The following is a 23,117-nucleotide window of genomic DNA, read 5'->3' on the forward strand; positions in this document are numbered from 1 at the left end:
CTTACCAGTTCTTTTTGTTGTTTTTATGTTAAAAATCACTATTTAATCCGGCAGGTGGCAAAAAGATCCATCTCCTTGCGATAAACCTGGGTAGAGACATTCATCAAGCCGAGCAGGCTTGAGAAGAGGTTGTCGTGAGAGAAGCCTCCCCCGGCAGCATGGTCACGCAGACACTGTTTGTCGATAGCATTCTCCTTAGCAAATTCATCGGAGAGCCAGGCTAGCATAGGGATCTTGATCTGCTCTTCTGGCGCGATGGCATAGGGCGCACCATGAAGGTACATGCCACTCTCTCCAAGCGATTCACCATGATCGGATAGGTAAAGCATGGCGGTATCGGCGTTAGCCCCTTGTGCTTGAAGACGCGAGATCACCTGGGCAACAATATAATCTGAATACAAGATGGTATTGTCATAGGTATTGATCAACTCTTCGTCGCTACAGTTTTGAATGTCGCTACGCTGGCAATCGGGCTCAAACTTGCGATGGGCCTCGGGATAACGTAAGTAGTATGTTGGTCCGTGGGAGCCTATGATATGCAGCACGATCAGGGTATCTTGGCTAACACCTTGGGCAAGGCGCTTATCTAACTCGTTCAGCAATACCTGATCGTAGCAGTAGTGACCATCGCAAAGCTCGGGATCGCTGTTGAGATCGATATTGATGTGCTTCACTCGATCGCACACCCCTTTACAGCCGCTATCGTTATCCAACCACTCAAGCGAGATACCAGCATGGGAGAGTACGTCCATGGCGGTGTCCTGGGCCTTTGCCCGACGTGCATCATACTCTTCCCTATCCATGCTAGAGAACATACAAGGTAGAGACACCGCGGTTGCCGTGCCGCAAGACTCTGTGTCTCGAAAGGCAATCATCTCATAGGCCTTGGTATGGGCGTTGGTCGGCTTGTTATAGCCATAGTATTCATAGTTCTGCGCCCTGGCGGTCTCCCCGACGACTAAGACCACTAGATTTGGCTTGCCGTTCTTATCCTGAGTGAGGTTCTTGGCGTCTTGACCCTGCACCTTATATACCAGCGGCTCCTGGAAATAGTTAACCTTGACGTATTTGATCATAGAGCCGATAGCGTAGGTCGGCACTATGTAACGCTTCATCTGATCGTTGTTGCGGCCAAAGGCGACGTAATTTTGGTAATAAAAGAAGCCGATCACGGCGATGCCTGCAAGCATAGTCCCCATGAAGGCGAGCTTATGGGCTAACTCTCTGACGAAGGGCTTATAGGCGATATCAGCCTTATAGATCAACCAAGCTGGTAGCAGCCCTGTCAGGGTAAAGTTGAGCACCGAAGACCAGTTTAGGTAGGTTAACGCCTCGGCACTGTTGGTCTGCACCGTATTTTCGATCATGCCGTAATCGAACACTACGCCATACTGCAGCGCAGCAAAGAATACGCTGGAAGAGATCAGGGTAACGACAATAAAAAAGGGCTTTAGCAGGTATTTAACCGAAAAGAGCGAAAAGATGAAGCTCAACGCCAAGATAAGAAACAGGGGTATGGTGGCAATGAAAAGGTAGTTAACCTCGGCCTGTTTCTCTATTCCCTGTCTTACTATGCCAAACAGCGGAATGTTAAATACGAAGACATAAAATAAGCTGGTGATCAAGGTGAACTGATTTACCGATAGGCTTTTAACGCGTGACTGCACTGAGTGATCTCTCTTTCTATAACCGATTATGGACTTTTGATGGAGAAATCTAGCCGCTATTGAAAACGCCTAGATTCTCATCAACCACTGTTTTTGAGGTCATAGCTCAGAACGCAGTGGCGCAAAAATGTTGCGGAAAGTTTACCAATCAACAAGCGGCGCCACAAATGAAACTGCAATCACCCTGCCTAACCCTAGCCAAGACACCCTTGTTAATAACTATGGGTTAACAATCGTAACTTAATAACAAATAGTTAAAACTTAAGACCAACAGCTATGGGTTAATCGCTACACCTTAATGCATCCAAGTTTACATACTTAAAGTGAAAAAAGTGTTGAAACAGGCGTGTTAAAACTCCTGGTTCATTCGCTGAAAAAAACTCAGCAAGAGCTCACGCTCGCTATCGGAGAACTTAGCCGTTAGTTGGTCGGATAAACCATGGTGCAGTTGATCGTGCTCCCGATAGACAGCCTGACCCTGTTCGGTTAACCCCACCAGAATCGAGCGCCTATCATGCTGGTGGGCCTTGCGCGCCACCAACCCCGCCTGCTCCATCTTATCTATCTGCACCGTCAATGTGCCTGTGGTGATCCCCATCTTCTCCGCCAGTTCCTTCATGCGCATGTCGCCATTGCCGCCAAGAATTTCAACCGCATGGATCTGCGGCAAGGAGTGGCCAGCATCCTTGACAACGGCCATCTCCCAGGAGGAGAGCTTTTCATAAAATTCGACTATGGTGTGGCTCAATAGATCATTACTCATCTTTATTGCACAATTCCTTTTAAAGAGTTCGAAAGCTAAGCTTATTCTGCCCCTTGGCAAGCTGTTTGACGGCAAGTGATGAGTTCGACCGTCAGATGGTCGATACGTTCAAATTTCGCTAGCTTCTGCTTGAAATAATCCAGCTCCTTCGGCGCATGGCTAACGATAGAAACCATAGCCGCATAGTGATCGGCACTGACCCGCCACACATGAATATCGCTCACCTGATGGTCTGGTTCCGCCTCTATCTGCTCAACCATCTGTTTAACATACTTAGTATCGATACTGGCATCGAGCAGTATAGGACCGGTCTGCTTCATCAGTCCCCAGGCCCAACTGGTAATGATCACAGCGCCAACGACACCCATCACTGGGTCTAACCAGGTAAGACCCAGGTACTTACCAAACAACAAGGCGCCGATGGCGAGCAGTGAGGTCAAGGCATCGGCCATCACATGGAAATAGGCCGCGCGCAGGTTATGATCATGATGGCCTTTATCACCATGGGCATGCTCCTGATGGTCATGCTCTTTATGACTGTATTGGTGGCTATGGTCATGGCTGTGCTCATGGCTGTGCATATGGTCGTGCTTGTGACTATGATGATGCCCGTGACTGTGCTCATGGCCATGGTGATGGTGGTGATGTCCATGATGATCTTTTAGCAAGAAGACAGAGATAACATTAACGGTTAGGCCTATTACAGCAACAAAAATAGCCTCGTTGAAATGGATCTGCTCAGGATTAAACAGGCGACTTACCGATTCAACCACCATCAGCAAGGCCACAAGTCCAAGGGCAACGGCGCTGGTAAAGCCACCCAACACGCTAACCTTGCCAGTACCGAAGGCAAAATCAGGGCTATCGGCATGTTTCTTAGCGTAGTGATAGGCAAACAGAGTGATCAAGAATGCGGCGGCATGTGTCCCCATATGCCATCCGTCCGCGAGCAGTGCCATCGAACCATACAAGGTACCGGCCACGATCTCGGCGATCATAGTAAAAAGGGTCAGATACAAAACATAACGGGTATTTCGTTCGCCATCACGGTTTAAATTGGCAAACTGATGAGAGTGCTGCCAAGGGGCAAGGTGATCCTTAACATTGGACATGAGGGTTTCTCTATTGTTTTAAATGATTGGTCGTTGTTCATTTCGAAAGACAGGCAATGACATTAGGCGACTGAAACTCTAGCGCTATAGTAACCTCAGCAAATTACTTTGGCTTTCAAACAATCCGAATATTAACTATTTTGACTTTCAAAGTAAACGAATATAGCGAGATCGACATCAAACTCTAGCCTTCTTGTGACAACTAGTCTTGAAAATTAACTAAAAACAATAGATTAAAAAATAATTCTTTGCTTTTAACCCTTTTGCTCTATGCTAGCGTTTATACCGAATATCTGAGTTCAATTTAACGCTAGGAGTCTTCATGAAATTGCCATTGAACACCTATTCACGTGCCTTATTAATGAGTCTGGGAATGTCGCTAACGACTTTCTGTGCGCAGGCGACCAGTCCAACCAAACCGGAAAAACTCACCTTGCCTACAGCAGTAAGCTATTCGGTGGCAGACTATCAAGCCGATGAAGCAACTAAAATGTTTCCCGCGCCAACTGAGGGCCTGGTGCAACATATACTCACGCTACCTAAGCTGACAAATGAAGAGGACTATCGTTTAGAGATTGCAATAGGCCGTAGCGAAGAGGTCGACTGCAACAAACATGGTCTCTCAGGGGAAATAACCCAGCACACGGTAAAGGGATGGGGATACAATTATTATCAGGTCGATACTATCCGTCAGGGGCCTAGCACCATGATGGCCTGTTTCGATAAGGCCAAGAAAACCGCTTTCCTGACCCTGCCTGAGAAACTCACCTTAGCCTATGACAGCCGCCTGCCGAAAGTATTTTACCTGCCAGCAGGCGCCCAGCTAAGATACCGCATCTGGCAAGCCAGTGGCGATTACCACTACAGCGAAGCCAAATAACAGCCACAAGGCTTAACGTCTGTAGCTCATAATAGCTAGATACAAAAAACCTCTGCCTAGGCAGAGGTTTTTTATAGACTATAGGTAATAACTCGGTGTGATCACAAGTGGCAATTACAGACCGTTGATGGCCTCTTTACACAATTGGGTGATTCGTGCCCAATCGCCCTGCTCCATGGCATCGGTTGGGGCAATCCAGCTGCCACCGATACAATCGACATTCTTCAGTGCCAGATAGTCCTTATAACTACTTGGGGTGATACCGCCGGTTGGGCAGAAACGAATATCGGCAAGCGGACCAGAGAAGGCCTTCAGTGCATTCACGCCGCCTGACGCTTCTGCGGGGAAGAACTTAAAGTTGGTGTAACCCAAGGCCATGCCCGCCATCACCTCGGAGATACTGGCAACTCCTGGGATCAATGGCACACTGCCTTTCATCGCCGCCTTCAGCAGTTCAGGCGTAGCACCAGGGGTAATGACAAACTGGGCGCCGGCATCGATCGCCTGCTGCAGTTGCTCTTCATTCAACACGGTACCGGCACCGACCAGCGCTTCCGGTACCTCTTTGGCAATCTTAGTGATCGCTTCCAGCGCACAAGGGGTTCGCAGCGTCACTTCGAGCACACTGATGCCTCCATCTACCAGGGCTCTGGCTAGGGGAACTGCATCCTCAATCTTATTAATCACCATAACGGGCACGATCGGGCTACGTTTAAAAATATCTTGGGGTTGAATTGACCAGTTATTCTCAGCCATTGCTAAAAGCTTCCTCAATGATTAATAGTTTTCGTCTATGGTCGTGGTGCAACGTGCACCCGTCTCAGGACTACTTAAGTTGGAACGTAGCGCCGCAAACAGCTCACGGCCCATACCGAAACTGGTACTGCGCAGGTCGACTTTTTGTGCAACGCGACTCGCCAACACAGCTTCATCCACTAACAGGCTAACCTCACCGCTATTGGCATCGACACGAATAAGATCGCCATCTTCAACCTTAGCGATCAGACCACCGTCTAACGCCTCAGGCGTCAGATGGATAGCCGCAGGTACCTTGCCAGAGGCCCCGGACATACGCCCGTCGGTGAGTAGCGCAACTTTGAAGCCTTTATCTTGCAGGGTGCCTAAGATAGGCGTCAGCTTGTGCAGTTCAGGCATGCCAATCGCCTTAGGTCCCTGGCCCTTGACGACAACGACGCAGTCTCTGTCGAGCTCACCTTCCTTAAACAAACCTTCGAGCTTATTCTGATCGTCGATCACCACGGCTGGCGCCTCGACCAATCTATGGGCCTCGGCAACGGCTGAGACCTTTATCACGGCCCGGCCCAGATTACCCTTGAGCAGCTTAAGTCCCCCGTTGGCCTGGAATGGCGACGCCACGGCTGTCAGCACCTCTTTATCCAGGGATTCACTTGGCCCTTCGACCCAGACCAATTCATTATCGATGAGGCGTGGCTCCTGGGTGTAACGACGCAAGCCAGGACCGGCGACCGTCATGACGTCTTCATGGAGCAGTCCCGCATCGAGCAGCTCCTTGATCAGGAAGGCCATGCCGCCCGCTGCGTGGAAGTGGTTAATATCGGCGTGCCCGTTTGGATAGACACGTGCCAGCAGTGGCACAGCATCTGACAGCTCGGAGAAGTCATCCCAGTTCACGATAATGCCGGCAGCTCGCGCCGCGGCGACGATATGCATGGTCAGGTTGGTCGAGCCGCCGGTAGCCAGCAAGGCCACTATGCCGTTGACCACAGACTTCTCGTTAACCACCTCACCGATAGGCGTGAATTGAGTACCCATCTCGGTGAGACGACACACCTGCTTGGCGGCCGTCTTATTGAGGGCTTCGCGCAGCGGATCGTCTGGATTAACGAATGAGGAACCTGGCAGTTGCAGACCCATCACCTCCAGCATCAACTGGTTACTGTTGGCGGTACCGTAAAAGGTACAGGTACCCGCGCTGTGATAGGACTTAGATTCCGCTTCAAGCAGCGCATTGCGATCCACCTGCCCCTGGGCAAACTTCTGACGAACCCGCGCCTTTTCCTTGTTCGGAATGCCCGACTTCATCGGGCCCGCAGGCACAAACAGCATAGGCAGGTGACCGAAGCTCAGGGCACCGATCAACAGGCCTGGAACGATTTTATCGCAAATCCCAAGTAGCAAGGCGCCGTCGAACATGTTGTGAGACAGGCCTACGGCCGTTGACATGGCGATCACCTCACGGCTTAGCAGGCTAAGCTCCATGCCTGGCTGCCCCTGAGTCACACCGTCACACATGGCGGGTACGCCTGCGGCCACCTGAGCCACACTACCCACCTCATGACAGGCATCTTTCAACAACTGAGGATAATGTTCATAAGGCTGGTGCGCCGACAACATGTCGTTAAAGGCGGTGACAATACCTATATTGGCCTTGTTAAATGCCTTGATCGTATTCTTATCCGCCGGACTACAGGCGGCGAAACCATGGGCCAGGTTACCGCAGCTTAGGCTGCTACGATGCACGCCATTAGCTTTTGCTTCGTCCAGCGCCGCGAGGTACTTGGCTCGGGTCGCCTGGCTTCTGGCAATGATCCTGTCGGTAACTGACTGTACTACTGAATGCATAATCGCTCCTTAAGCGCTCCAATAAACATCGACGGGTGTCTTATGCTGGGCGAGTACCGCACGTATCGGCATCGCCTTGGCATCGTCATCCTCGAGCGCCTGTCGGTAAACGGCGAGTTTCTGTTCACCGACTATGTGTAAATAAATTTGGCGTGACGCTAAGATCCCCTGCTTAGAGATGGTCATGCGACCATGGGGCGCCTCACCTGGATTCACCGCCAGACAAAGCGCCTGAGTGCTTAGTGCCTGTTCGATCTCTTTAGCGCAAGGGAACCAGGAGCAGGTATGGCCATCGTTGCCCATGCCAAGCACTACCACATCGAAGGGTTGAGGGAAGTTGGCGAGCTGCTCTGTCGCCATATCCACGCCGGCTTCTGGCGTTGAAAACATATTTTTCAGGCCGCGAAACTTGGCGCCCGCCGCGCGGTTTTGCAGCAGGTGGTGTCTCACCAGGCGCTCGTTGGAGTCACTGTGCTCACTATCGACCCAGCGCTCATCTGCCAGGGTGATATAGACATCGTTCCATTCTATCGCCTTCTGACTCAGCAACTTGAACAGCGCCAGCGGTGTCGAGCCGCCTGAGACCACCAGGCTCGCCTTGCCACGGGCATCGATAGCCGCCTGCAGCTGCTCGGCGATGCGCTCGGCAAGCTGAGCCTCCAGGCTGGTTTTGCTATCAAAAGATTTGAATACGGATTCTTTAATCATCCTAAAATCTCCTTATTCGTCCCAAGAACGGCCGTCTTTCGCGATCAAAGCAACTGATGCCACAGGCCCCCAACTACCTGCTGGGTATGGCTTAGGCTTCTCGTTGCTCTCTTCCCACGCCTGGATAATGCCATCGACCCAGGTCCAGGCCTGCTCGACTTCGTCGCGGCGTACGAACAGCGCTTGATTGCCCAACATTGCTTCGAGCAGCAGACGCTCATAGGCGTCGGCGATACGGTCGTTCTTGAAGGTATCGGAGAAACTCAGATCTAGCTTAGTGGTTTGCAGTCGCTGCTTCTGCTCAAGCCCTGGCACCTTGTTCATCATCTGGATCTCAACCCCTTCGTGAGGCTGCAGACGAATAGTGAGCTTGTTCGGCGGCAGGTTACGGTAACTAGAACGATACAGGTTATGTGGTGGGTTCTTGAAATAGACCACGATCTCAGAACTCTTAGTCGGCATACGCTTACCGCTGCGCAGATAGAAAGGCACGCCGGCCCAGCGCCAGTTGTCGATATCGACGCGCAGAGCGACGAAGGTTTCAGCGTGAGACTGGGTGTTAGCCCCCTCTTCCTCGAGGTAGCCAGGTACCGGTGCCCCTTGGAGGAAACCGGCTGAGTACTGGCCGCGCACCGTGTTTTCATAGATGTTATCGGCATCTATCTTACGCAGCGACTTAAGCACTTTTACCTTCTCATCGCGAATGCTGTCTGCATCCAGGTTAACCGGTGGGTCCATGGCGACTAAGGTGAGCACCTGTAGCAGATGATTTTGGATCATGTCACGCATCTGACCGGCCTTGTCGAAATAGCCCCAACGACCTTCGATACCCACCTCTTCGGCGACGGTGATCTGCACATGATCGATCGTACGGTTATCCCACTTAGAGGCAAACAGCGAGTTGGCGAATCGCAATGCGATCAGGTTCTGTACCGTCTCTTTACCCAGGTAGTGGTCGATACGATAAACCTGATTCTCATTAAAGTAGGCGCTGACTTGATCGTTAATGACTTTAGAGGAGGCTAGATCGGAACCGATGGGCTTTTCGAGGACGACACGGGTATCGGGATAGATAAGGTTTTGTTCGTGCAAACAGCGACAGATATCGCCAAAGATGGCTGGTGGCGTGGCGAAGTAGTTCACCATGACACGCTTATTGGGCTCGAGGATGTCATGGAAGGCACTGTAACCTTCAGCCTCGGTAAAGTTAGTCCCAATGTAGACACAGCGTTTTAGGAATCGCTCGAGGGTTTCATCACACAAGGTTTCTTTAACGAAGCTCTTGAGGGCCGTGACGACCAGCTCCTGATACTCGTCATGGCTGAAGGCGTCTTTCGCTACCCCCACTATCTTAGTCTCCTCGTTGAGCAGACCTGCCTTATCCAGTTGATAAAGAGAAGGGAGTAACTTACGTCTGGCGAGATCGCCTTTGGTGCCGAACAATACAAAATCACAAGCTTTGGCTTCTGGTGATGTCATGCCCATAGCTTAAAAATCTCCTATGTACTGTGTCCCATCGTTTCGATGAGAAGCTCACATGTTTGTTGTAATATAACAACAGAATTTGTTAATTGCATCTAAATTTTGCAAAAAATGACCTATTAGTAAACTAGCAACGAGACACCAAAATCTGATATGCTTTTTGTGATTAAATTACTATATATAGTAGAAAGTTTGCTCTGTAGTTAGATCATAATTCGTCATATAAACCAAACTGTAGCACTTTTTGTTTGCTTCTATCATGACATAAAAGAATAAATATAATTACATTACTATCCAGTGGATGTACGCATATGAATACCCTAGAAAAGGTTCAGAAAAACCTAACACATTTCAGTAAATCGGAACGTAAAGTGGCTGAGGTGATCTTGGCGTCACCACAAACCGCGATTCACTCCAGCATCGCCACCCTGGCCAAGATGGCCGACGTGAGCGAGCCCACAGTCAACCGCTTCTGCCGCCGTCTTGATACCAAAGGCTTCCCCGATTTTAAGCTGCACCTGGCCCAGAGCCTGGCCAACGGCACCCCTTATGTTAGCCGTCATGTCGAAGAAGATGACAGCCCAGACTCATACACCACTAAGATCTTCGAGTCTTCCATGGCGGCGCTGGATACGGCAAGACAGAGCATGGACACGGCCGCCATCAATAAGGCGGTGGACATACTTACCCAGGCAAAGAAGATCTCCTTCTTCGGGCTAGGTGCGTCGGCTTCTGTGGCCCATGACGCACAAAACAAATTTTTCCGCTTTAACGTACCAGTGATCTGTTTCGACGACGTATTGATGCAACGCATGAGCTGCATCAACAGCAGCGAAGGCGATGTAGTGGTGCTGATCAGCCATACCGGCCGCACAAAGTCACTCATTGATATCGCCCGCCTGGCCCGTGAGAACGGCGCCGCTGTGATCGCCATCACCTCACGTAACTCACCGCTGAGCGCCGAATGTACCCTACCGGTAACCATGGAAGTGCCAGAAGATACCGACATGTATCTACCCATGGCATCTCGCCTGGCTCAGCTGGTCATTGTCGACGTGTTAGCGACAGGTTTTACCCTGCGCCGTGGCCCACGTTTCAGAGAAAGTTTGAAGCGGGTAAAAGAGGTGCTCAAAGAGTCTCGCATCGACAAAGAAGCGACACTATAGTCCAGTTTTGTAAGGATATTAGGCGGCCCTTGTTCAAGGGGCCGCCTTTTTTTTCACTTTTAATCGCAGGAGTTCACAAAATTAATAATTTGAGATAGATCATTTTGTTTGTAATTTTCCTACAAAACTCCATTTTGTCTGTTAATATAGAGTAAGATTATTTAAAACTTAACGGAGTATCTCATGTTCCGCAGAACCAAAATTGTAACGACTCTGGGTCCAGCAACCGATCGTGACGACAATCTACGTCGTATCATCAAAGCTGGTGCAAACGTTGTTCGCCTCAACTTCTCTCATGGTTCACCTGAAGACCACCTCAAGCGTGCCACCGATGTGCGAAATATCGCCAAAGAACTCGGTGTGCACGTTGCCGTACTGGGTGATCTACAAGGCCCTAAGATCCGTGTATCGACCTTCAAAGATAACAAGAAGGTACAACTGGATCTGGGTAAGGCATTCATCTTAGATGCCGACCTGGAAAAAGGCCAAGGTGATGAACACCAAGTGGGTATCGACTATAAGGAGTTGCCACAAGATGTCAGCATCGGCGACATCCTGATGCTCGACGATGGTCGCGTTCAGCTTAAGGTTGAGAAAGTTGAAGGTAATAAGGTTCACACCACAGTGACTGTTGCCGGTCCCCTGTCTAACAACAAGGGCATCAACAAGAAAGGTGGTGGTTTGTCTGCCGCGGCCCTGACCGAGAAAGACAAGCAAGACATTATCACCGCAGCAGCCATCAAGGTAGATTACCTGGCAGTTTCTTTCCCACGCAGTGGCGCAGACCTTAACTATGCCCGTGAACTGGCACAGAAGGCTGGCAGCAATGCCTTGATCGTCTCTAAAGTTGAGCGTGCCGAAGCTGTAGCTTCAGACGAAGCGATGGACGACGTGATCTTGGCCTCTGACGCCGTCATGGTTGCCCGTGGCGACCTTGGTGTTGAGATAGGTGATGCGGCCCTAGTGGCGGTTCAAAAGAAACTAATCAGCCGTTCTCGTCAGCTGAACAAGAGCGTGATCACCGCGACTCAGATGATGGAGTCGATGATCACCAGCCCTATGCCGACTCGTGCAGAGGTAATGGACGTCGCTAACGCCGTGCTTGATGGCACAGATGCCGTGATGCTGTCGGCCGAAACGGCTGCCGGTGACTTCCCTGAGGAAACCGTTAAGGCGATGGCAAACGTCTGTCTGGGCGCAGAGTCACACCCAAGCGTTCAGGTATCTAAGCACCGTATGGACGAACGTTTCACCTCTGTTGAAGAGACAATCGCACTATCGACCATGTATGCGGCTAACCACCTGGAAGGCGTTAAGGCGATCGTTGCCCTAACCGAATCTGGTGCAACACCACAGCTTATGTCTCGCATCAGCTCTGCCCTGCCTATCCTGGCGCTGTCACGTCACGATGTGACCCTGGCTAAGATGGCGCTTTACCGTGGCGTACAACCTGTCTACTTCGACTCAACTGCCTACGGTGCTGATGAGCTGGCCAAGAAGGCGCTTGAGGCCCTGACCGAAGCGGGTTATCTCACTTCCGGTGACATGGTATTGATGACCAAGGGTGACGCGATGGAAACCATCGGTGGCACCAACACCTGTAAAGTACTGATCGTCGCTTAAGACGGTGAGCAAATGCCAGCCACTCCCGTTTAGGAAGGTTATTGGCCGATAAAGAAAAAGGTACGCAATGCGTACCTTTTTTTATGCGCTAAGTTATTGCAGAAGACACATCTTTAGAGAGTCTCAAACTCATCTATCGCAATCGCTATCTTACGCAACCTGTCAGCCTCAAGCAGTATATCGCGCTCGGCCTCGGTAATGATCTTAAGCTCATAGGCCTGAGCATAAAGCGCATCGTTAGCCTGTTTGCGATCAAGCTTGCCTTCCTTCTGGGCATTGCGTAGCGTCTTATACAGGTGTTTCGCCTTGTACTGAGCAATAAAGGCATGTTCCACTTCGGCGATCCCCCCCTTATCCCCTTCGAAATCCGGGCAAAGATGAGTCAATCTATCACGCGCCGGACCGGGTCTGAGCATACTCTGACACACCGCAATGGTGAGCTTATCGTCGGGACCGTTAAAGTGATTACCTAGCGGGAACACCAAGGCGCGCATCGCATAGGCAAGCGGACGATTAGGGAAGTTACGCAGCGCACCATAGAGGGCCTTGGCCGCCCGCTGCAACCTAAGCTGCATCACATAGTGTACTGTTGGCAGATCTTCTTGCTGACGACCATTGTCTTCAAACAACTTAAGAGTCGCCGAACCAAGATAGAGTTCGCTGAGCACATCACCCAAGCGCGCCGACAACATCTCCTTACGCTTGAGATCGCCGCCCATCACTAACATGGCGAGATCCGTCACGAAGGCCAGTGCCGCCGACAGACGGGTCATGTCCTTATAGTACTGTTTAGTCTCACCAGATACGGGGGCAGAATTGAATCGGCTGGCTGTCAATGCACTCCACAGTGAGCTCAGGGCATTACGGGCGCCATAGCCCATATGGCCCAGCAGCAGGTTATCGAAACGCTCAAGCGCCTCGCTTGAATCCTCCATCGCCGCCGCTTCCATCTCCGCCAGTACATAGGGGTGACAACGCGTCGCGCCTTGGCCGAAGATCATCAGGCTACGGGTGAGGATGTTAGCCCCCTCTACCGTGATGGAAATCGGCGTGGCCATATAGCCATGGCCCAGGTAATTCTTAGGTCCAAGCTGTATCCCCTTGCCCGATTGAATATCCATGGCGTCGTTGAGCACGTCGCGGCCCATCTCAGTCATGTGATACTTGGCAATCGCGGTAACGACCGAAGGCTTGACCTTAAGGTCGATCCCTGTGGTGGTCAGACGGCGGGCCGCCTCTAGCTGGTAGGTGTTAGCGATAATACGCGCCAACGCCTCTTGCACGCCTTCAAACTGACCAATCGACAAGCCAAATTGATGACGGACATAACTATAGGCCGTAGTTGTCTTAGTGGTGACATGACCCGAGGCCGTTGCCAGAGCCGGCAGCGAGATGCCACGCCCCGCAGAGAGACACTCGACCAACATACGCCAGCCACGACCAGCATATTGCGGCCCACCGATAATCCAATCCAGCGGAATGAAGACATCCTCGCCGCGAGTGGTACCATTCATGAAGCCCATGTTGAGCGGGTTATGACGATTACCTATCTCCACACCTGGGTGCTCCGTTGGGATCAGGGCGCAGGTGATGCCAATCTCCTCTCTGTCACCAAGCAGACCGTCAGGATCGCGCATCTGAAACGCGAGTCCCAATACGGTAGCCACAGGCGCCAGGGTAATATAGCGCTTATCCCAGTTTAGCTTGAGGCCAAGCACCTCTTCGCCCTGGAATTCGCCGCGACAGACGATGCCGGTATCGGGAATGGCACCCGCATCTGACCCAGCCTCAGGCCCGGTCAGGGCAAAACAAGGCACTGCATCGCCGCTAGCCAGCTTTGGCAGCCAGTGATCGCGCTGCTCCTTGGTACCATAGTGGGTAAGCAACTCGCCAGGGCCTAGGGAGTTTGGCACCATGACACTCACCGCCGCGCTGACGCTGCGACTGGCAAGCTTACTAACGATAGTAGAGTTGGCATAGGCAGAGAAGGCCCTGCCGCCATACTCTTTGGGAATGATCAGGGCAAAGAAGCCTTCTTTCTTGAAGTAGTCCCACAGCTCGGGCGGTAGATCTTTACGCTCCTGCACTATGTTGAAATCATCTATCATAGTCAGAGCTGTCATCACCTGCTCATCGATAAAGGCTTTCTCCTCTTCGGTGAGTTGTGGACGACCATAGCTATGCAGCGTATCCCAGTTTGGCTTACCGCGAAACAGCTCGGCCTCCCACCACACATCACCGGCTTCCATCGCTTCCTTTTCGGTATCGGAAAGCGGCGGCAGCACTCGTTTGAAGAAGGAGAATACGGGTCGCGTGATGCACTGCATACGGATATTTTTAACGCCAAGAAGCACTATTATGACCAATAGTACCAAGATAAAGAGTGTCATGTTGCCCCCTACTGCGTTGTCACAGGCACTGCCACGCCGGCAGCCAAATATGGAATCACCTTACGGATAACGGCTTCAATATCATTGTGTTCGTTGAAATCGGCCTCGGCAATTTCGGTCAAGGCATCGGCGGATGCCATGGTGAAGACCACAGTGCCTAAGGTAAAGTGTAATCGCCAAAACATCTCTGCGGGGGGAATATGTGGCGCGCTTTCGGCGACCGCCTTCACAAACTCACTCAGATGCTCACCATAGTGAGTGGTGATAAACCATCTCAGATGTCCCTGACTCTCGATGTAGCCACGGCCCAATAGCTGTAAGAAGGTACGAGTGCCATCGGCCTTAAACTTGTTAAGCTCGAGGAGCGGTTTTACCAATGACGAGAAGATCTCATTTAGGCTAGGTTCGCTGCCCTGTTTTAATTGCACTACAGCATTGGAAGCTTCTGGCATAAAACGGTCCAGATAGCGGGCCAATACGGCGCGGATCAGCTCTTTCTTAGAGCCAAAATGATAGTTTACCGAGGCGAGGTTAACCTCCGCCTTGCTGGTGATCAACCGTAAGGAGGTTTCCGAAAAGCCGCGCTCTGCGAATAGCTTTTCTGCCGCATCCAGTATTCTTGTTTTCGTGTCGGATCGATTTGCCATTCCGTGACCTACAACTCTGATTTAAACGTGCGTTTAAATTAAACACTGGTTCACATATTGTCAAATGGAAATCGACAAGCTTTGCGCAGCATTGCACAAGCATCTTGCCCTTTAATATCTGCACAAGACAAGGAAAAGCGTGATCAACTGTAAAATTTGGTGAAATTGAGTAAACTATGGCCCACAAAAAGCCACACAAAAATAACAAAGGAAGCACTCATGAAACCAATTTGTGCCAAGTTGACCCCGGTTGCCGTGGTCATCGCACTCTCTTTAGGGATCAGCGGCTGTAACGACGATAGCGATGCCAAGGTAGAAAGCAAGGCCCAACAGACGGCTAACCAAGATAGTCTAAAACAAGAAGCCTCTAAAGATAAACTGGCCGAGGCCAAACAGTTTATCAGCCAGGCTGAGAGCCAACTCGCCAATCTGTCTATCGAACAAAACCGCGCCGAGTGGCTCTACAGCAACTTCATCACCGAAGACACGGCTGCCCTCGCCGCCTCTGTCGGCGAACGTCAAACCGCGCTATCGGTACAGCTAGCCACGAAGGCCGCCAATTATAGCCAACTACCACTGGATGAAGTTAACGCACGTAAACTCAACATATTACGTAGCGCATTGGTGTTACCTGCCCCCCTAGATCCTAAGAAGAATGCCGAGCTTGCCAATATCAGCGCCGAACTAAACGGCCTATACGGCAAGGGCAAGTACTGCATGGCTGACGGCCGCTGTCTGACCCAACCTGAACTGTCGGGTCTTATGGCCAGCTCACGGGATCCCAAAGAACTTGAGGAGATCTGGAAAGGCTGGCGTGAGATCGCCAAACCTATGCGTCCGCTGTTTGAGCGCGAGGTCGAATTAGCCAATGAAGGGGCCAAAGACCTTGGTTACGCCAACCTGTCTGAACTCTGGCGCAGCCAATATGACATGCAGCCCGATGCCTTCTCAGCCGAACTCGACAGACTCTGGGGTCAGGTTGAACCCCTTTATGAATCGCTGCACTGCTATGTCAGAGGTGAGCTGAATGAAAAATATGGCGACGAGGTCGCCCCTAAGCAGGGTGCGATACCAGCCCACCTACTGGGTAACATGTGGGCCCAGCAATGGGGTAATGTCTATGACATGGTAGCACCACAAGATGCCGACCCAGGTTACGATGTCACCGAGCTACTGGCCAAACAGGGCTATGATGAGCACAAGATGGTAAAGCAGGCCGAGAGCTTCTTCACTTCATTGGGCTTTGAGCCGCTACCAGAAACCTTCTGGAGCCGTTCGCTCTTCATCCAACCGCAAGATCGTGATGTAGTCTGTCACGCATCGGCGTGGGATCTGGACAACCTGGATGATATTCGTATCAAGATGTGTATCCAGAAGACGGCGGAAGATTTCACCGTGATCCACCATGAACTGGGGCACAACTTCTATCAACGCGCCTATAAGGAACAGCCCTTTATCTTTAAGAACAGCGCTAACGATGGCTTCCACGAGGCGATCGGTGACACTGTCGCCCTGTCGATCACCCCAAACTATCTAAAACAGATAGGTCTACTCGAACAAGTGCCTGACGCCTCAAAGGATATCGGTCTTCTGCTGAAGCAGGCGCTCGATAAAGTCGCCTTTCTTCCCTTCGGCCTCATGATAGATCAATGGCGCTGGAAGGTCTTTAGCGGCGAGATCACCCCGGCCCAGTACAACCAGGCCTGGTGGGAGCTGCGTGAGAAGTATCAGGGCGTCAAGGCACCAATTGCCCGCAGCGAAGCCGACTTCGACCCGGGTGCCAAATACCATGTACCCGGCAACGTGCCCTATACCCGCTACTTCCTGGCGCATATCCTCCAGTTCCAATTCCACAAGGCGCTGTGTGATATCGCCGGCGATAAGGGCCCAGTTCACCGTTGCAGCATTTACGGTAACAAGGACGCGGGTGCTAAGCTAAACGCCATGCTAGAGATGGGTCAGAGCAAACCTTGGCCAGAAGCCCTGGAAGTGGTAACTGGCTCGCAAAACATGGATGCCTCTGCGGTACTCGACTACTTTGCGCCCCTGAAAGTCTGGCTGGATGAGCAGAACAAACAGGCTAACCGTCAGTGTGGTTGGTAGGTAGCAAACTCATCGAACAGGCCTCATAGCCCTGCACATGGGCCTGTTTTGAGCTAGTAGAAACAGAAAATCACCTCCTAGGAGGTGATTTTTTATTAACTAATCCCTATTAAGTCGACTAGCGGCGCTCGCACTAATTAAGCGACTTTCTCCGTTAAGCCCCTCAACTCCGTTAGGCCCATCTATGGGTCCCCTTGTGGTGCTTTTCAGCAGTATCTAACTTCTCTTGGGCCGATTTTGCCAGCATGACCATCATAGCGCCTGCGCCCCCCCAAGCTGGAGGCGCGCTATGGTACGCCTGTACGCCATCGATCTGCGCCAACCAGCCAGTAACATAGGACTTGAGCTTGGCTGGGATCGGCTGACTATTCAATCCTGTGCCATGGATGACGATAAGGTTTCTAAGGCCCGCCGCCTGAGCATTGGTGATAAAATCATAGAGCAGTTCTCTGGCACGAGATAGACCCAAGCCCGTCAAATCCAGATCCGCCTGCACCTCATACTTCCCCTGACGAAACAGCCTAAACACCTGCCCCTGTACCCCCTGATGTTTAACACTCACCACGGCTTGGGGATCGACGGGCGTGATGTCGCCCAGTTCCAGCGACAATTTTTCCAGCGCCAGGCGCCGCTGCGCCTCATGGTGGCGTCTTTGCCCGTCTGAGCTTGTGCCGCCCTTACCTGGAACCACAGCATTTTCGTCCTTTAACGGCTTAACGCCTTGCATAGAAGCGAGAAATAAAGCGCTATCATCTTCACACATGGCTACCTCCTTCACTTCTGCCCGTTATTTGCGCGAGAAACTCTGACTATCGATGCGTAAATCCTAGTCTACCAGTCAGATAAAAGTATCCGTTCAGGGAAGATAAAACTCAAGCTCGGGATGCGTAGTGCAGTGATAGGCGGCTCAAAATTCATCAATCACTCTGTATCGACTAACTGATGGGGCGCCGTTCCGATCATCTAGTTAACCATGGTTAGCGACTCTCTTTCATCTAAGATAAAGCGCCATTAAGGGCCTATTTGCAGAAAAAAGCATCGTATGAGGCCATAGACACAATTTGTTAATAACTAAATCTTTCGCATCAATAGGCCTTAGATTATATTGACCCTAGTATTAGCAGCAGCGTATAGCTAAATGAAACTCTTCAAATATGTCCTTGTCATGCTCCTCTGTGCACTCAATTTTCAAGCATTTGCCCAGAAAAATGATAATGACGCGTTAAATCAGTTCTATAAGCAGTTCAGCGTCGCGTTTGAACAACTCGATGCTGCCCTTATACAAGATATCTATGCCGAAAATGCCTGTTATATACCGGAGCAACAAAACAAAGAGATCACCATGGGGCGAGACAATATTGTCGCGCTCTACAAACGATTCTTTGGCAAGATAAAACATAAGAATGCACATATCGAAGTGGATTTTCGCGTCGTCGAACGTCAGCTTGACGAACAACGCGCCACCGACGTGGGTTATTATCTGATCCGTTTCTACCCGCCTAAGGAGACCGAAGAACCTGTGAGCGAATTTGCCGGCAAGTTCGTCACCGTCTCCAAGAAAAAAGATGATGGCAAATGGTACTTAACGGTAGATACCAACAACCGCTCCGATCCTTCGTTTTACTATAATGCCAAGCCGCTCCCTAACCTTTATTACGGCCACCAATTTACGACGTTAAGCCAGCACAACGACCATGATTGACCCCTCTCTGCCCTGTCCTTGTGGCAAGTCGACAAACGAACGACGACTAAACTACGCTCAGTGTTGCCAACCCTACCATCTTGGAGAAGTGGCGCCCGATCCAGAATCTCTGATGCGCAGCCGTTATTCGGCATTCGTGCTCAAATGCCACCAATATCTGATCGATACTCATCACCCAGAGTTTCTGAACGGACTGAGTGTACAGCTTCTCGATCAGGAGAATCATACCAAGTGGCTAGGGCTGAGTGTCGATAAGACCAGCAGCACACAAAATGCGGGAGTGGTGGAATTTCACGCCTGGTTTCAAGACATGGACGAACTGGACGCCATCCACGAGATCTCAGACTTCGTGAAACAGGATGGCCGCTGGTACTATACCCAAGGAAAACAGTTGACGCCTAAATACCCCAAACGCAACGATCCCTGTGTCTGTCAAAGCAGTAAGAAATTTAAGCAGTGCTGCCTTAAATAGGCTTGGAGCGGCGCTGAAACTAAAGCACCGACGCCTAGAGCTTAAATTTCCCATTCCTTGAATCGATCATTTTCTGAATATGGGGCTAGTGTAGCGGCGTCTCGGCATTAGCCCGTAGGAACTGGCTGAATTCTGCTTCACGCAGCGCCGGACTATAAAGGAAACCCTGGGCCTGATGACAGCTTAACGCAGAAAGGAAAGACTCCTGCTCTGCAGTTTCTACCCCTTCAGCCGTCAGCGATAGGTTCAATGCTTTAGCCATGGCGATGATGGCACTGACGATCTCACGGCTCTCACGGCTGACATTGAGATCTGAGATGAAGGATCTATCTATCTTCAGCTTAGAGATAGGGAACTGCTTCAGATAGCGCATAGAGCTGTACCCGGTGCCAAAATCGTCGATAGCCAGACCTACCCCCAACTCGGCCAACTCCTTACAGAGATGAGTCGCGTAGACCACGTCTTCCATCAACTCAGTTTCTGTGATCTCGAGGATCAGGGTGTTAGGACGTATGCGATAGCGGGTCACCAACTGCCACACCTGGTCATAGAGCTGAGTGCTGAAAAACTGCCGCGCCGACACATTCACATGCATTGAGATATTGATGTTGTGATGCTGCCAAAGGTTGAGCTGACGACAGGCGGCTTCCAACACCCACTCGCCGATGGACGCTATCATACCTGTCTGCTCGGCGATATCGATAAAGGCGCCGGGATACAATACCCCTTTTTTCGGGTGATGCCAGCGAATGAGCGCCTCGGCGCCTATATAGGCCTGGCGGCCAAGATCTTTCAGCGGCTGATAATAGAGTTCGAACTCACGGTTCTTCAGCGCCGCTTGTAGATCCCGCTCAATCAGCGCATCCTCTTTAAAGGTATTTAACAGCGCATGATTGAAGATTTGTATCGCACTTCCCTGTTTTTTCTTAGCATATTGCACCGCGATATCGGCGCAGGTTAGCGCAGAAAACTCAGCCTCCAAGGCATCTATCTCGACGACAGATAAGGCCGGCTTCGCCTCGAAAGACTCGGCGCCCACCTGCACCGGAAGGCTCAGCTGATGATAGAGGCGCTTGATGGCATAATCCAGACTCTGCTCATCTTCGATCCCCTCGAGCACCAGGGCAAATTCGTCACTACCCACGCGGGCTACCAGCTCTGCCTTCTTGACGCTGGCAAAATGTTTGATACGACGGGCCACCTCGATCAGCAGGCTATCTCCCTTCTCATGGCCATAGGTATCGTTGAAGCGCTTAAAGCCCCTGAGATCGATCAGCATCAGATGACCGTTACGTAATTTCTCCAATGCGCGGTTAAAATAGCTGCGATTATAGAGGCCGGTCAAGGAGCAGCGCCAGGCGAGGCGCTCGAGTTCATTTTGCTGTTGCAGCTCTTCCGAACAATCTTCGGCGGTCACCAGGGCGTAATGGTTGCCTCTGGGGGTGGTAAAGGGGCGCACCCTATAGCGTAGCCAATAGCTTTCACCACCTTCACGAGTCAGCTGGGTATTGCCCTTGGCGATCTTGCCTTGCTTCACCTGAGCGAGTACGGCTTCGGCCTGGGCCGGCGACTGCTTGAAAAAATCCAGGCAGGCTAAAGGTTTCCCCAAGATCTGCTGCTTAGGCACACCTGAAATAGCATGATGTGCGCCATTCACATATTCAACCCTGTCTGTCACTAGGTTGACCACCATGCTGATCTGTTCAGACTGCTCGATGGCCTTTAAAAACAGGCTAAGACGCTCGTCTGTGTCGTAGGCACGCTGTGTCGCTAGCGTCAGCGCCAGTTGATCGGCCACCTGGGAGACGATATGGATCTCACTCTCGGACCATTCACGGGGCTGGTGAGACTCGAGATAGAGCACTCCTTCCAGGTGTCCGTTGATACGAATCGCCACATCGAGGTTAGAGACCACGGCATTTGCACTCAGATGCCCACTTATCTCGGCGACGCGGTAATCCTGCTTTACGTCGAGCACATCTATGATACGACCGCGTTTGAGTTGTTCCACATAGTTGGGACAAAGACGCTGGGGGGGGCGCGAAGCTTGATTTAACAAATCATGGCTTAACGGCGCCTTGTTTAATGAAGAGTGGCTTTGTGAACCAGTTTGAGCGATGAGCTCACTGGTCTCACAACCGGAAAACAGGCAAACACCTATGTTGTCGACCTCGAGGGACTGACTGAGCAAATCGCAGGCAAGCTCGGCCGTCTCTTTGAACTGGCCTTCCTGTTTTTGCGTCGAATTGACTATGGTTTCAAGCAGATGCTGAAATTGTCGCTTGGTCATAAAATCCTACTACCGATAACCCTTCTGCCAATAAAAAGGTTACCGAGGTAAAAACCGCCAAGGGCGGTAACAACATAGATGTTATTGTTATTATTTAATGTTCAAATTGTGCACATTACACGAATAACTAGCTAATAAGCAAGCAAATATCTTTATGCCCTATCAGAGGCCATGTTCCAGCTGAAATATCATCTTCTCGGCGCTGTAACCGAAAGTCAATCTCAGCTCCTGTCCACCTTCAATGGCCTTTAGCTCACTCTTCACGCCCTCAAAGCGCTGCTTAGCGGCTTCCGCCATGGCTTGCAACTCACTCTGGGCATTGTCACCTTCACGTGCCAGAGTCAGTACGGTATCAAACTCATCGATCACCGCGCCGATATCGGCATAGCTTCCACAATCGGTGCAGGTATCGTTGACTAACTCTGATTGACCCTCTTGAATCTTTTTCATTTTGACACTTAACCTTTTAACAGAAAATCCTTACTAGCTATATATAGCAAAAGCCCAGACCCTGCACTTAAAACTAAGCCAAAATGTCTCCTAACGCACGTTGCCTGACAATCTGCTCGGTAAAATGTGGCAATTCTATCACCTGTGCATCTGTGTCGAGTTCATTGTGAAAACGCGCAGCACTAACGGGATCACAGTTAGCCAACACCTCTTGCATCGCCAACGGATCTCTTCCTCTGTGTACCAGTGGCTCGGGATTTAAATATTGCTGCAGATGAAAACCACAGAGGCCAGATTGATGAAACTGCTCACTATTATCTTTATCTTCACCCAGATGGAGTGCGCTGGTCAGGGCCTGAGCCTCGGGCAATTCAAATTGACGCTTAAGTTTCGCCTCGATATCCCCTGCTTGATCGTCGAGATGAAACTGCGCCATATCGCGGGCATCGTTTGACAACATGGCCAGCAGCAGACCAAATTCTCCCCGGCGATGATCCACTATCGCCTGGTTGAGTCGGGTCCCCAATTGATTTTCGTTGATGATCAACTGACTAGTTCGCATAAAAAAACATCAATAAAACAGCTCGTTGCTATTTAATCGACCGCTCGCACCATAACTTTAGTAATTATTTTAAATTGGGGCTTTACAGCTGGGGCGATTCTGACTACTATGGCCGCCGCAATTGAGGAGGGGTTCCCGAGTGGCCAAAGGGATCAGACTGTAAATCTGACGGCTCAGCCTTCGAAGGTTCGAATCCTTCTCCCTCCACCATTTGCCTACAATGTAATAAAGAGATACTCGTGGAGGGGTTCCCGAGTGGCCAAAGGGATCAGACTGTAAATCTGACGGCTCAGCCTTCGAAGGTTCGAATCCTTCTCCCTCCACCATCTTTATCTTGTTATTGTGTTGTTATGAAAAATATGGAGGGGTTCCCGAGTGGCCAAAGGGATCAGACTGTAAATCTGACGGCTCAGCCTTCGAAGGTTCGAATCCTTCTCCCTCCACCATTTTTCCCGCTTTATCTCATCGCCCTGCTTATCCTAGTTTCAAATACCTT

The 23,117-nt window shown here is 50.9% G+C and carries 19 protein-coding genes and 3 tRNA genes; 9 read left to right on the plus strand and 13 right to left on the minus strand.

The features are described from left to right. Positions 1–38: 38 nt before the first annotated feature. The 3 genes from GNT65_RS01820 to GNT65_RS01830 form a co-directional block, all read right to left on the minus strand. On the minus strand, positions 39–1,667 hold the full coding sequence (locus GNT65_RS01820) for a phosphoethanolamine--lipid A transferase (RefSeq protein ID WP_160793407.1): 1,629 nt from the start codon (positions 1,665–1,667) through the stop codon (positions 39–41). A 349-nt stretch (positions 1,668–2,016) separates the two neighbouring features. Beyond that, on the minus strand, positions 2,017–2,430 hold the full coding sequence (locus GNT65_RS01825; protein ID WP_181006108.1) for a MarR family winged helix-turn-helix transcriptional regulator: 414 nt from the start codon (positions 2,428–2,430) through the stop codon (positions 2,017–2,019). 41 nt (positions 2,431–2,471) lie between these two features. Then, the gene (locus GNT65_RS01830; RefSeq protein WP_160793408.1) at positions 2,472–3,542 is read right to left on the minus strand and encodes a cation diffusion facilitator family transporter; all 1,071 of its coding nucleotides are present in this window, start codon (positions 3,540–3,542) and stop codon (positions 2,472–2,474) included. A gap of 328 nt (positions 3,543–3,870) precedes the next feature. Here GNT65_RS01830 and eco point away from each other — a divergent pair, with 328 nt between their 5' ends. Continuing rightward, positions 3,871–4,422, plus strand: coding sequence for a serine protease inhibitor ecotin (eco, locus tag GNT65_RS01835; RefSeq protein WP_420853491.1), 552 nt, complete (start codon positions 3,871–3,873; stop codon positions 4,420–4,422). A gap of 114 nt (positions 4,423–4,536) precedes the next feature. Here eco and GNT65_RS01840 read toward each other — a convergent pair whose 3' ends face one another. From GNT65_RS01840 to zwf, 4 genes are read right to left on the minus strand one after another with little or no spacing between them, the layout of a single operon-like run. Continuing rightward, entirely contained in the window at positions 4,537–5,178 is a 642-nt protein-coding gene (locus tag GNT65_RS01840; protein ID WP_160793410.1) for a bifunctional 4-hydroxy-2-oxoglutarate aldolase/2-dehydro-3-deoxy-phosphogluconate aldolase, read from the minus strand. Between the two features lie 21 nt (positions 5,179–5,199). Continuing rightward, the gene (gene edd / locus GNT65_RS01845) at positions 5,200–7,026 is read right to left on the minus strand and encodes a phosphogluconate dehydratase (RefSeq protein WP_160793411.1); all 1,827 of its coding nucleotides are present in this window, start codon (positions 7,024–7,026) and stop codon (positions 5,200–5,202) included. Between the two features lie 9 nt (positions 7,027–7,035). Next, positions 7,036–7,734, minus strand: coding sequence for a 6-phosphogluconolactonase (gene pgl / locus GNT65_RS01850; RefSeq protein ID WP_160793412.1), 699 nt, complete (start codon positions 7,732–7,734; stop codon positions 7,036–7,038). 12 nt (positions 7,735–7,746) lie between these two features. Next, entirely contained in the window at positions 7,747–9,219 is a 1,473-nt protein-coding gene (zwf, locus tag GNT65_RS01855; protein ID WP_160793413.1) for a glucose-6-phosphate dehydrogenase, read from the minus strand. A gap of 308 nt (positions 9,220–9,527) precedes the next feature. Between zwf and GNT65_RS01860 the strand changes: the two genes are divergently transcribed. Continuing rightward, positions 9,528–10,382, plus strand: a complete 855-nt coding sequence (locus GNT65_RS01860) for a MurR/RpiR family transcriptional regulator (RefSeq protein ID WP_011865847.1) — start codon at positions 9,528–9,530, stop codon at positions 10,380–10,382. 183 nt (positions 10,383–10,565) lie between these two features. After that, complete coding sequence (gene pyk, locus GNT65_RS01865; RefSeq protein ID WP_160793414.1) at positions 10,566–12,005, plus strand: pyruvate kinase; 1,440 nt, start codon at positions 10,566–10,568, stop codon at positions 12,003–12,005. A 113-nt stretch (positions 12,006–12,118) separates the two neighbouring features. On the opposite strand, the gene GNT65_RS01870 is transcribed toward pyk, so the two are convergent. Further along, the gene (locus GNT65_RS01870; RefSeq protein WP_160793415.1) at positions 12,119–14,395 is read right to left on the minus strand and encodes an acyl-CoA dehydrogenase; all 2,277 of its coding nucleotides are present in this window, start codon (positions 14,393–14,395) and stop codon (positions 12,119–12,121) included. A gap of 8 nt (positions 14,396–14,403) precedes the next feature. Then, positions 14,404–15,042, minus strand: coding sequence for a TetR family transcriptional repressor PsrA (psrA, locus tag GNT65_RS01875; RefSeq protein ID WP_160793416.1), 639 nt, complete (start codon positions 15,040–15,042; stop codon positions 14,404–14,406). Positions 15,043–15,261: 219 nt separating this feature from the next. On the opposite strand from psrA, the gene GNT65_RS01880 reads away from it, so the two are divergent. Further along, a complete protein-coding gene (locus tag GNT65_RS01880) occupies positions 15,262–17,145 on the plus strand; it encodes a M2 family metallopeptidase (protein WP_160793417.1) in 1,884 nt (627 codons plus the stop codon). Between the two features lie 172 nt (positions 17,146–17,317). On the opposite strand, the gene smrA is transcribed toward GNT65_RS01880, so the two are convergent. Next, the gene (gene smrA, locus GNT65_RS01885) at positions 17,318–17,908 is read right to left on the minus strand and encodes a DNA endonuclease SmrA (RefSeq protein WP_160793418.1); all 591 of its coding nucleotides are present in this window, start codon (positions 17,906–17,908) and stop codon (positions 17,318–17,320) included. A gap of 375 nt (positions 17,909–18,283) precedes the next feature. Here smrA and GNT65_RS01890 point away from each other — a divergent pair, with 375 nt between their 5' ends. Then, a complete protein-coding gene (locus GNT65_RS01890) occupies positions 18,284–18,847 on the plus strand; it encodes a YybH family protein (protein ID WP_160793419.1) in 564 nt (187 codons plus the stop codon). Next, positions 18,840–19,319, plus strand: coding sequence for a YchJ family protein (locus GNT65_RS01895; RefSeq protein ID WP_160793420.1), 480 nt, complete (start codon positions 18,840–18,842; stop codon positions 19,317–19,319). Before GNT65_RS01890 ends, GNT65_RS01895 begins: the two co-directional genes overlap by 8 nt. Positions 19,320–19,404: 85 nt before the next feature. Here GNT65_RS01895 and GNT65_RS01900 read toward each other — a convergent pair whose 3' ends face one another. The 3 genes from GNT65_RS01900 to GNT65_RS01910 all read right to left on the minus strand — a co-directional run bounded on the left by GNT65_RS01900 (position 19,405) and on the right by GNT65_RS01910 (position 22,621). Next, positions 19,405–21,609 carry a sensor domain-containing phosphodiesterase gene (locus GNT65_RS01900; protein ID WP_160793421.1) on the minus strand — a complete coding sequence of 735 codons (2,205 nt, stop codon included), beginning with the start codon at positions 21,607–21,609 and terminating at the stop codon, positions 19,405–19,407. Positions 21,610–21,771: 162 nt separating this feature from the next. After that, positions 21,772–22,059 carry a DUF406 family protein gene (locus tag GNT65_RS01905; RefSeq protein ID WP_160793422.1) on the minus strand — a complete coding sequence of 96 codons (288 nt, stop codon included), beginning with the start codon at positions 22,057–22,059 and terminating at the stop codon, positions 21,772–21,774. Positions 22,060–22,132: 73 nt separating this feature from the next. Then, a complete protein-coding gene (locus GNT65_RS01910) occupies positions 22,133–22,621 on the minus strand; it encodes a VC2046/SO_2500 family protein (RefSeq protein WP_160793423.1) in 489 nt (162 codons plus the stop codon). A gap of 125 nt (positions 22,622–22,746) precedes the next feature. On the opposite strand from GNT65_RS01910, the gene GNT65_RS01915 reads away from it, so the two are divergent. From GNT65_RS01915 to GNT65_RS01925, 3 genes are all read left to right on the plus strand, one after another. Then, a tRNA-Tyr gene (locus GNT65_RS01915) sits at positions 22,747–22,831 on the plus strand. 31 nt (positions 22,832–22,862) lie between these two features. After that, positions 22,863–22,947, plus strand: a tRNA-Tyr gene (locus tag GNT65_RS01920). A 35-nt stretch (positions 22,948–22,982) separates the two neighbouring features. Continuing rightward, positions 22,983–23,067 (plus strand) — tRNA-Tyr (locus GNT65_RS01925). The last annotated feature ends 50 nt before the right edge of the window (positions 23,068–23,117 follow it).

Origin of the sequence: Shewanella insulae, assembly GCF_009831655.1 — a bacterium.
Lineage (GTDB): Bacteria > Pseudomonadota > Gammaproteobacteria > Enterobacterales > Shewanellaceae > Shewanella > Shewanella insulae.

Bases quoted from the DNA above. Each gene is read 5' to 3' on its own strand.
- GNT65_RS01825 (WP_181006108.1), bottom strand. From the start codon at position 2,430: ATGAGTAATGATCTATTGAGCCACACCATAGTCGAATTTTATGAAAAG.
- GNT65_RS01830 (WP_160793408.1), bottom strand. From the start codon at position 3,542: ATGTCCAATGTTAAGGATCACCTTGCCCCTTGGCAGCACTCTCATCAG.
- GNT65_RS01840 (WP_160793410.1), bottom strand. From the start codon at position 5,178: ATGGCTGAGAATAACTGGTCAATTCAACCCCAAGATATTTTTAAACGT.
- edd (WP_160793411.1), bottom strand. From the start codon at position 7,026: ATGCATTCAGTAGTACAGTCAGTTACCGACAGGATCATTGCCAGAAGC.
- pgl (WP_160793412.1), bottom strand. From the start codon at position 7,734: ATGATTAAAGAATCCGTATTCAAATCTTTTGATAGCAAAACCAGCCTG.
- zwf (WP_160793413.1), bottom strand. From the start codon at position 9,219: ATGGGCATGACATCACCAGAAGCCAAAGCTTGTGATTTTGTATTGTTC.
- GNT65_RS01860 (WP_011865847.1), top strand. From the start codon at position 9,528: ATGAATACCCTAGAAAAGGTTCAGAAAAACCTAACACATTTCAGTAAA.
- pyk (WP_160793414.1), top strand. From the start codon at position 10,566: ATGTTCCGCAGAACCAAAATTGTAACGACTCTGGGTCCAGCAACCGAT.
- GNT65_RS01870 (WP_160793415.1), bottom strand. From the start codon at position 14,395: ATGACACTCTTTATCTTGGTACTATTGGTCATAATAGTGCTTCTTGGC.
- psrA (WP_160793416.1), bottom strand. From the start codon at position 15,042: ATGGCAAATCGATCCGACACGAAAACAAGAATACTGGATGCGGCAGAA.
- GNT65_RS01880 (WP_160793417.1), top strand. From the start codon at position 15,262: ATGAAACCAATTTGTGCCAAGTTGACCCCGGTTGCCGTGGTCATCGCA.
- smrA (WP_160793418.1), bottom strand. From the start codon at position 17,908: ATGTGTGAAGATGATAGCGCTTTATTTCTCGCTTCTATGCAAGGCGTT.
- GNT65_RS01890 (WP_160793419.1), top strand. From the start codon at position 18,284: ATGAAACTCTTCAAATATGTCCTTGTCATGCTCCTCTGTGCACTCAAT.
- GNT65_RS01895 (WP_160793420.1), top strand. From the start codon at position 18,840: ATGATTGACCCCTCTCTGCCCTGTCCTTGTGGCAAGTCGACAAACGAA.
- GNT65_RS01900 (WP_160793421.1), bottom strand. From the start codon at position 21,609: ATGACCAAGCGACAATTTCAGCATCTGCTTGAAACCATAGTCAATTCG.
- GNT65_RS01905 (WP_160793422.1), bottom strand. From the start codon at position 22,059: ATGAAAAAGATTCAAGAGGGTCAATCAGAGTTAGTCAACGATACCTGC.
- GNT65_RS01910 (WP_160793423.1), bottom strand. From the start codon at position 22,621: ATGCGAACTAGTCAGTTGATCATCAACGAAAATCAATTGGGGACCCGA.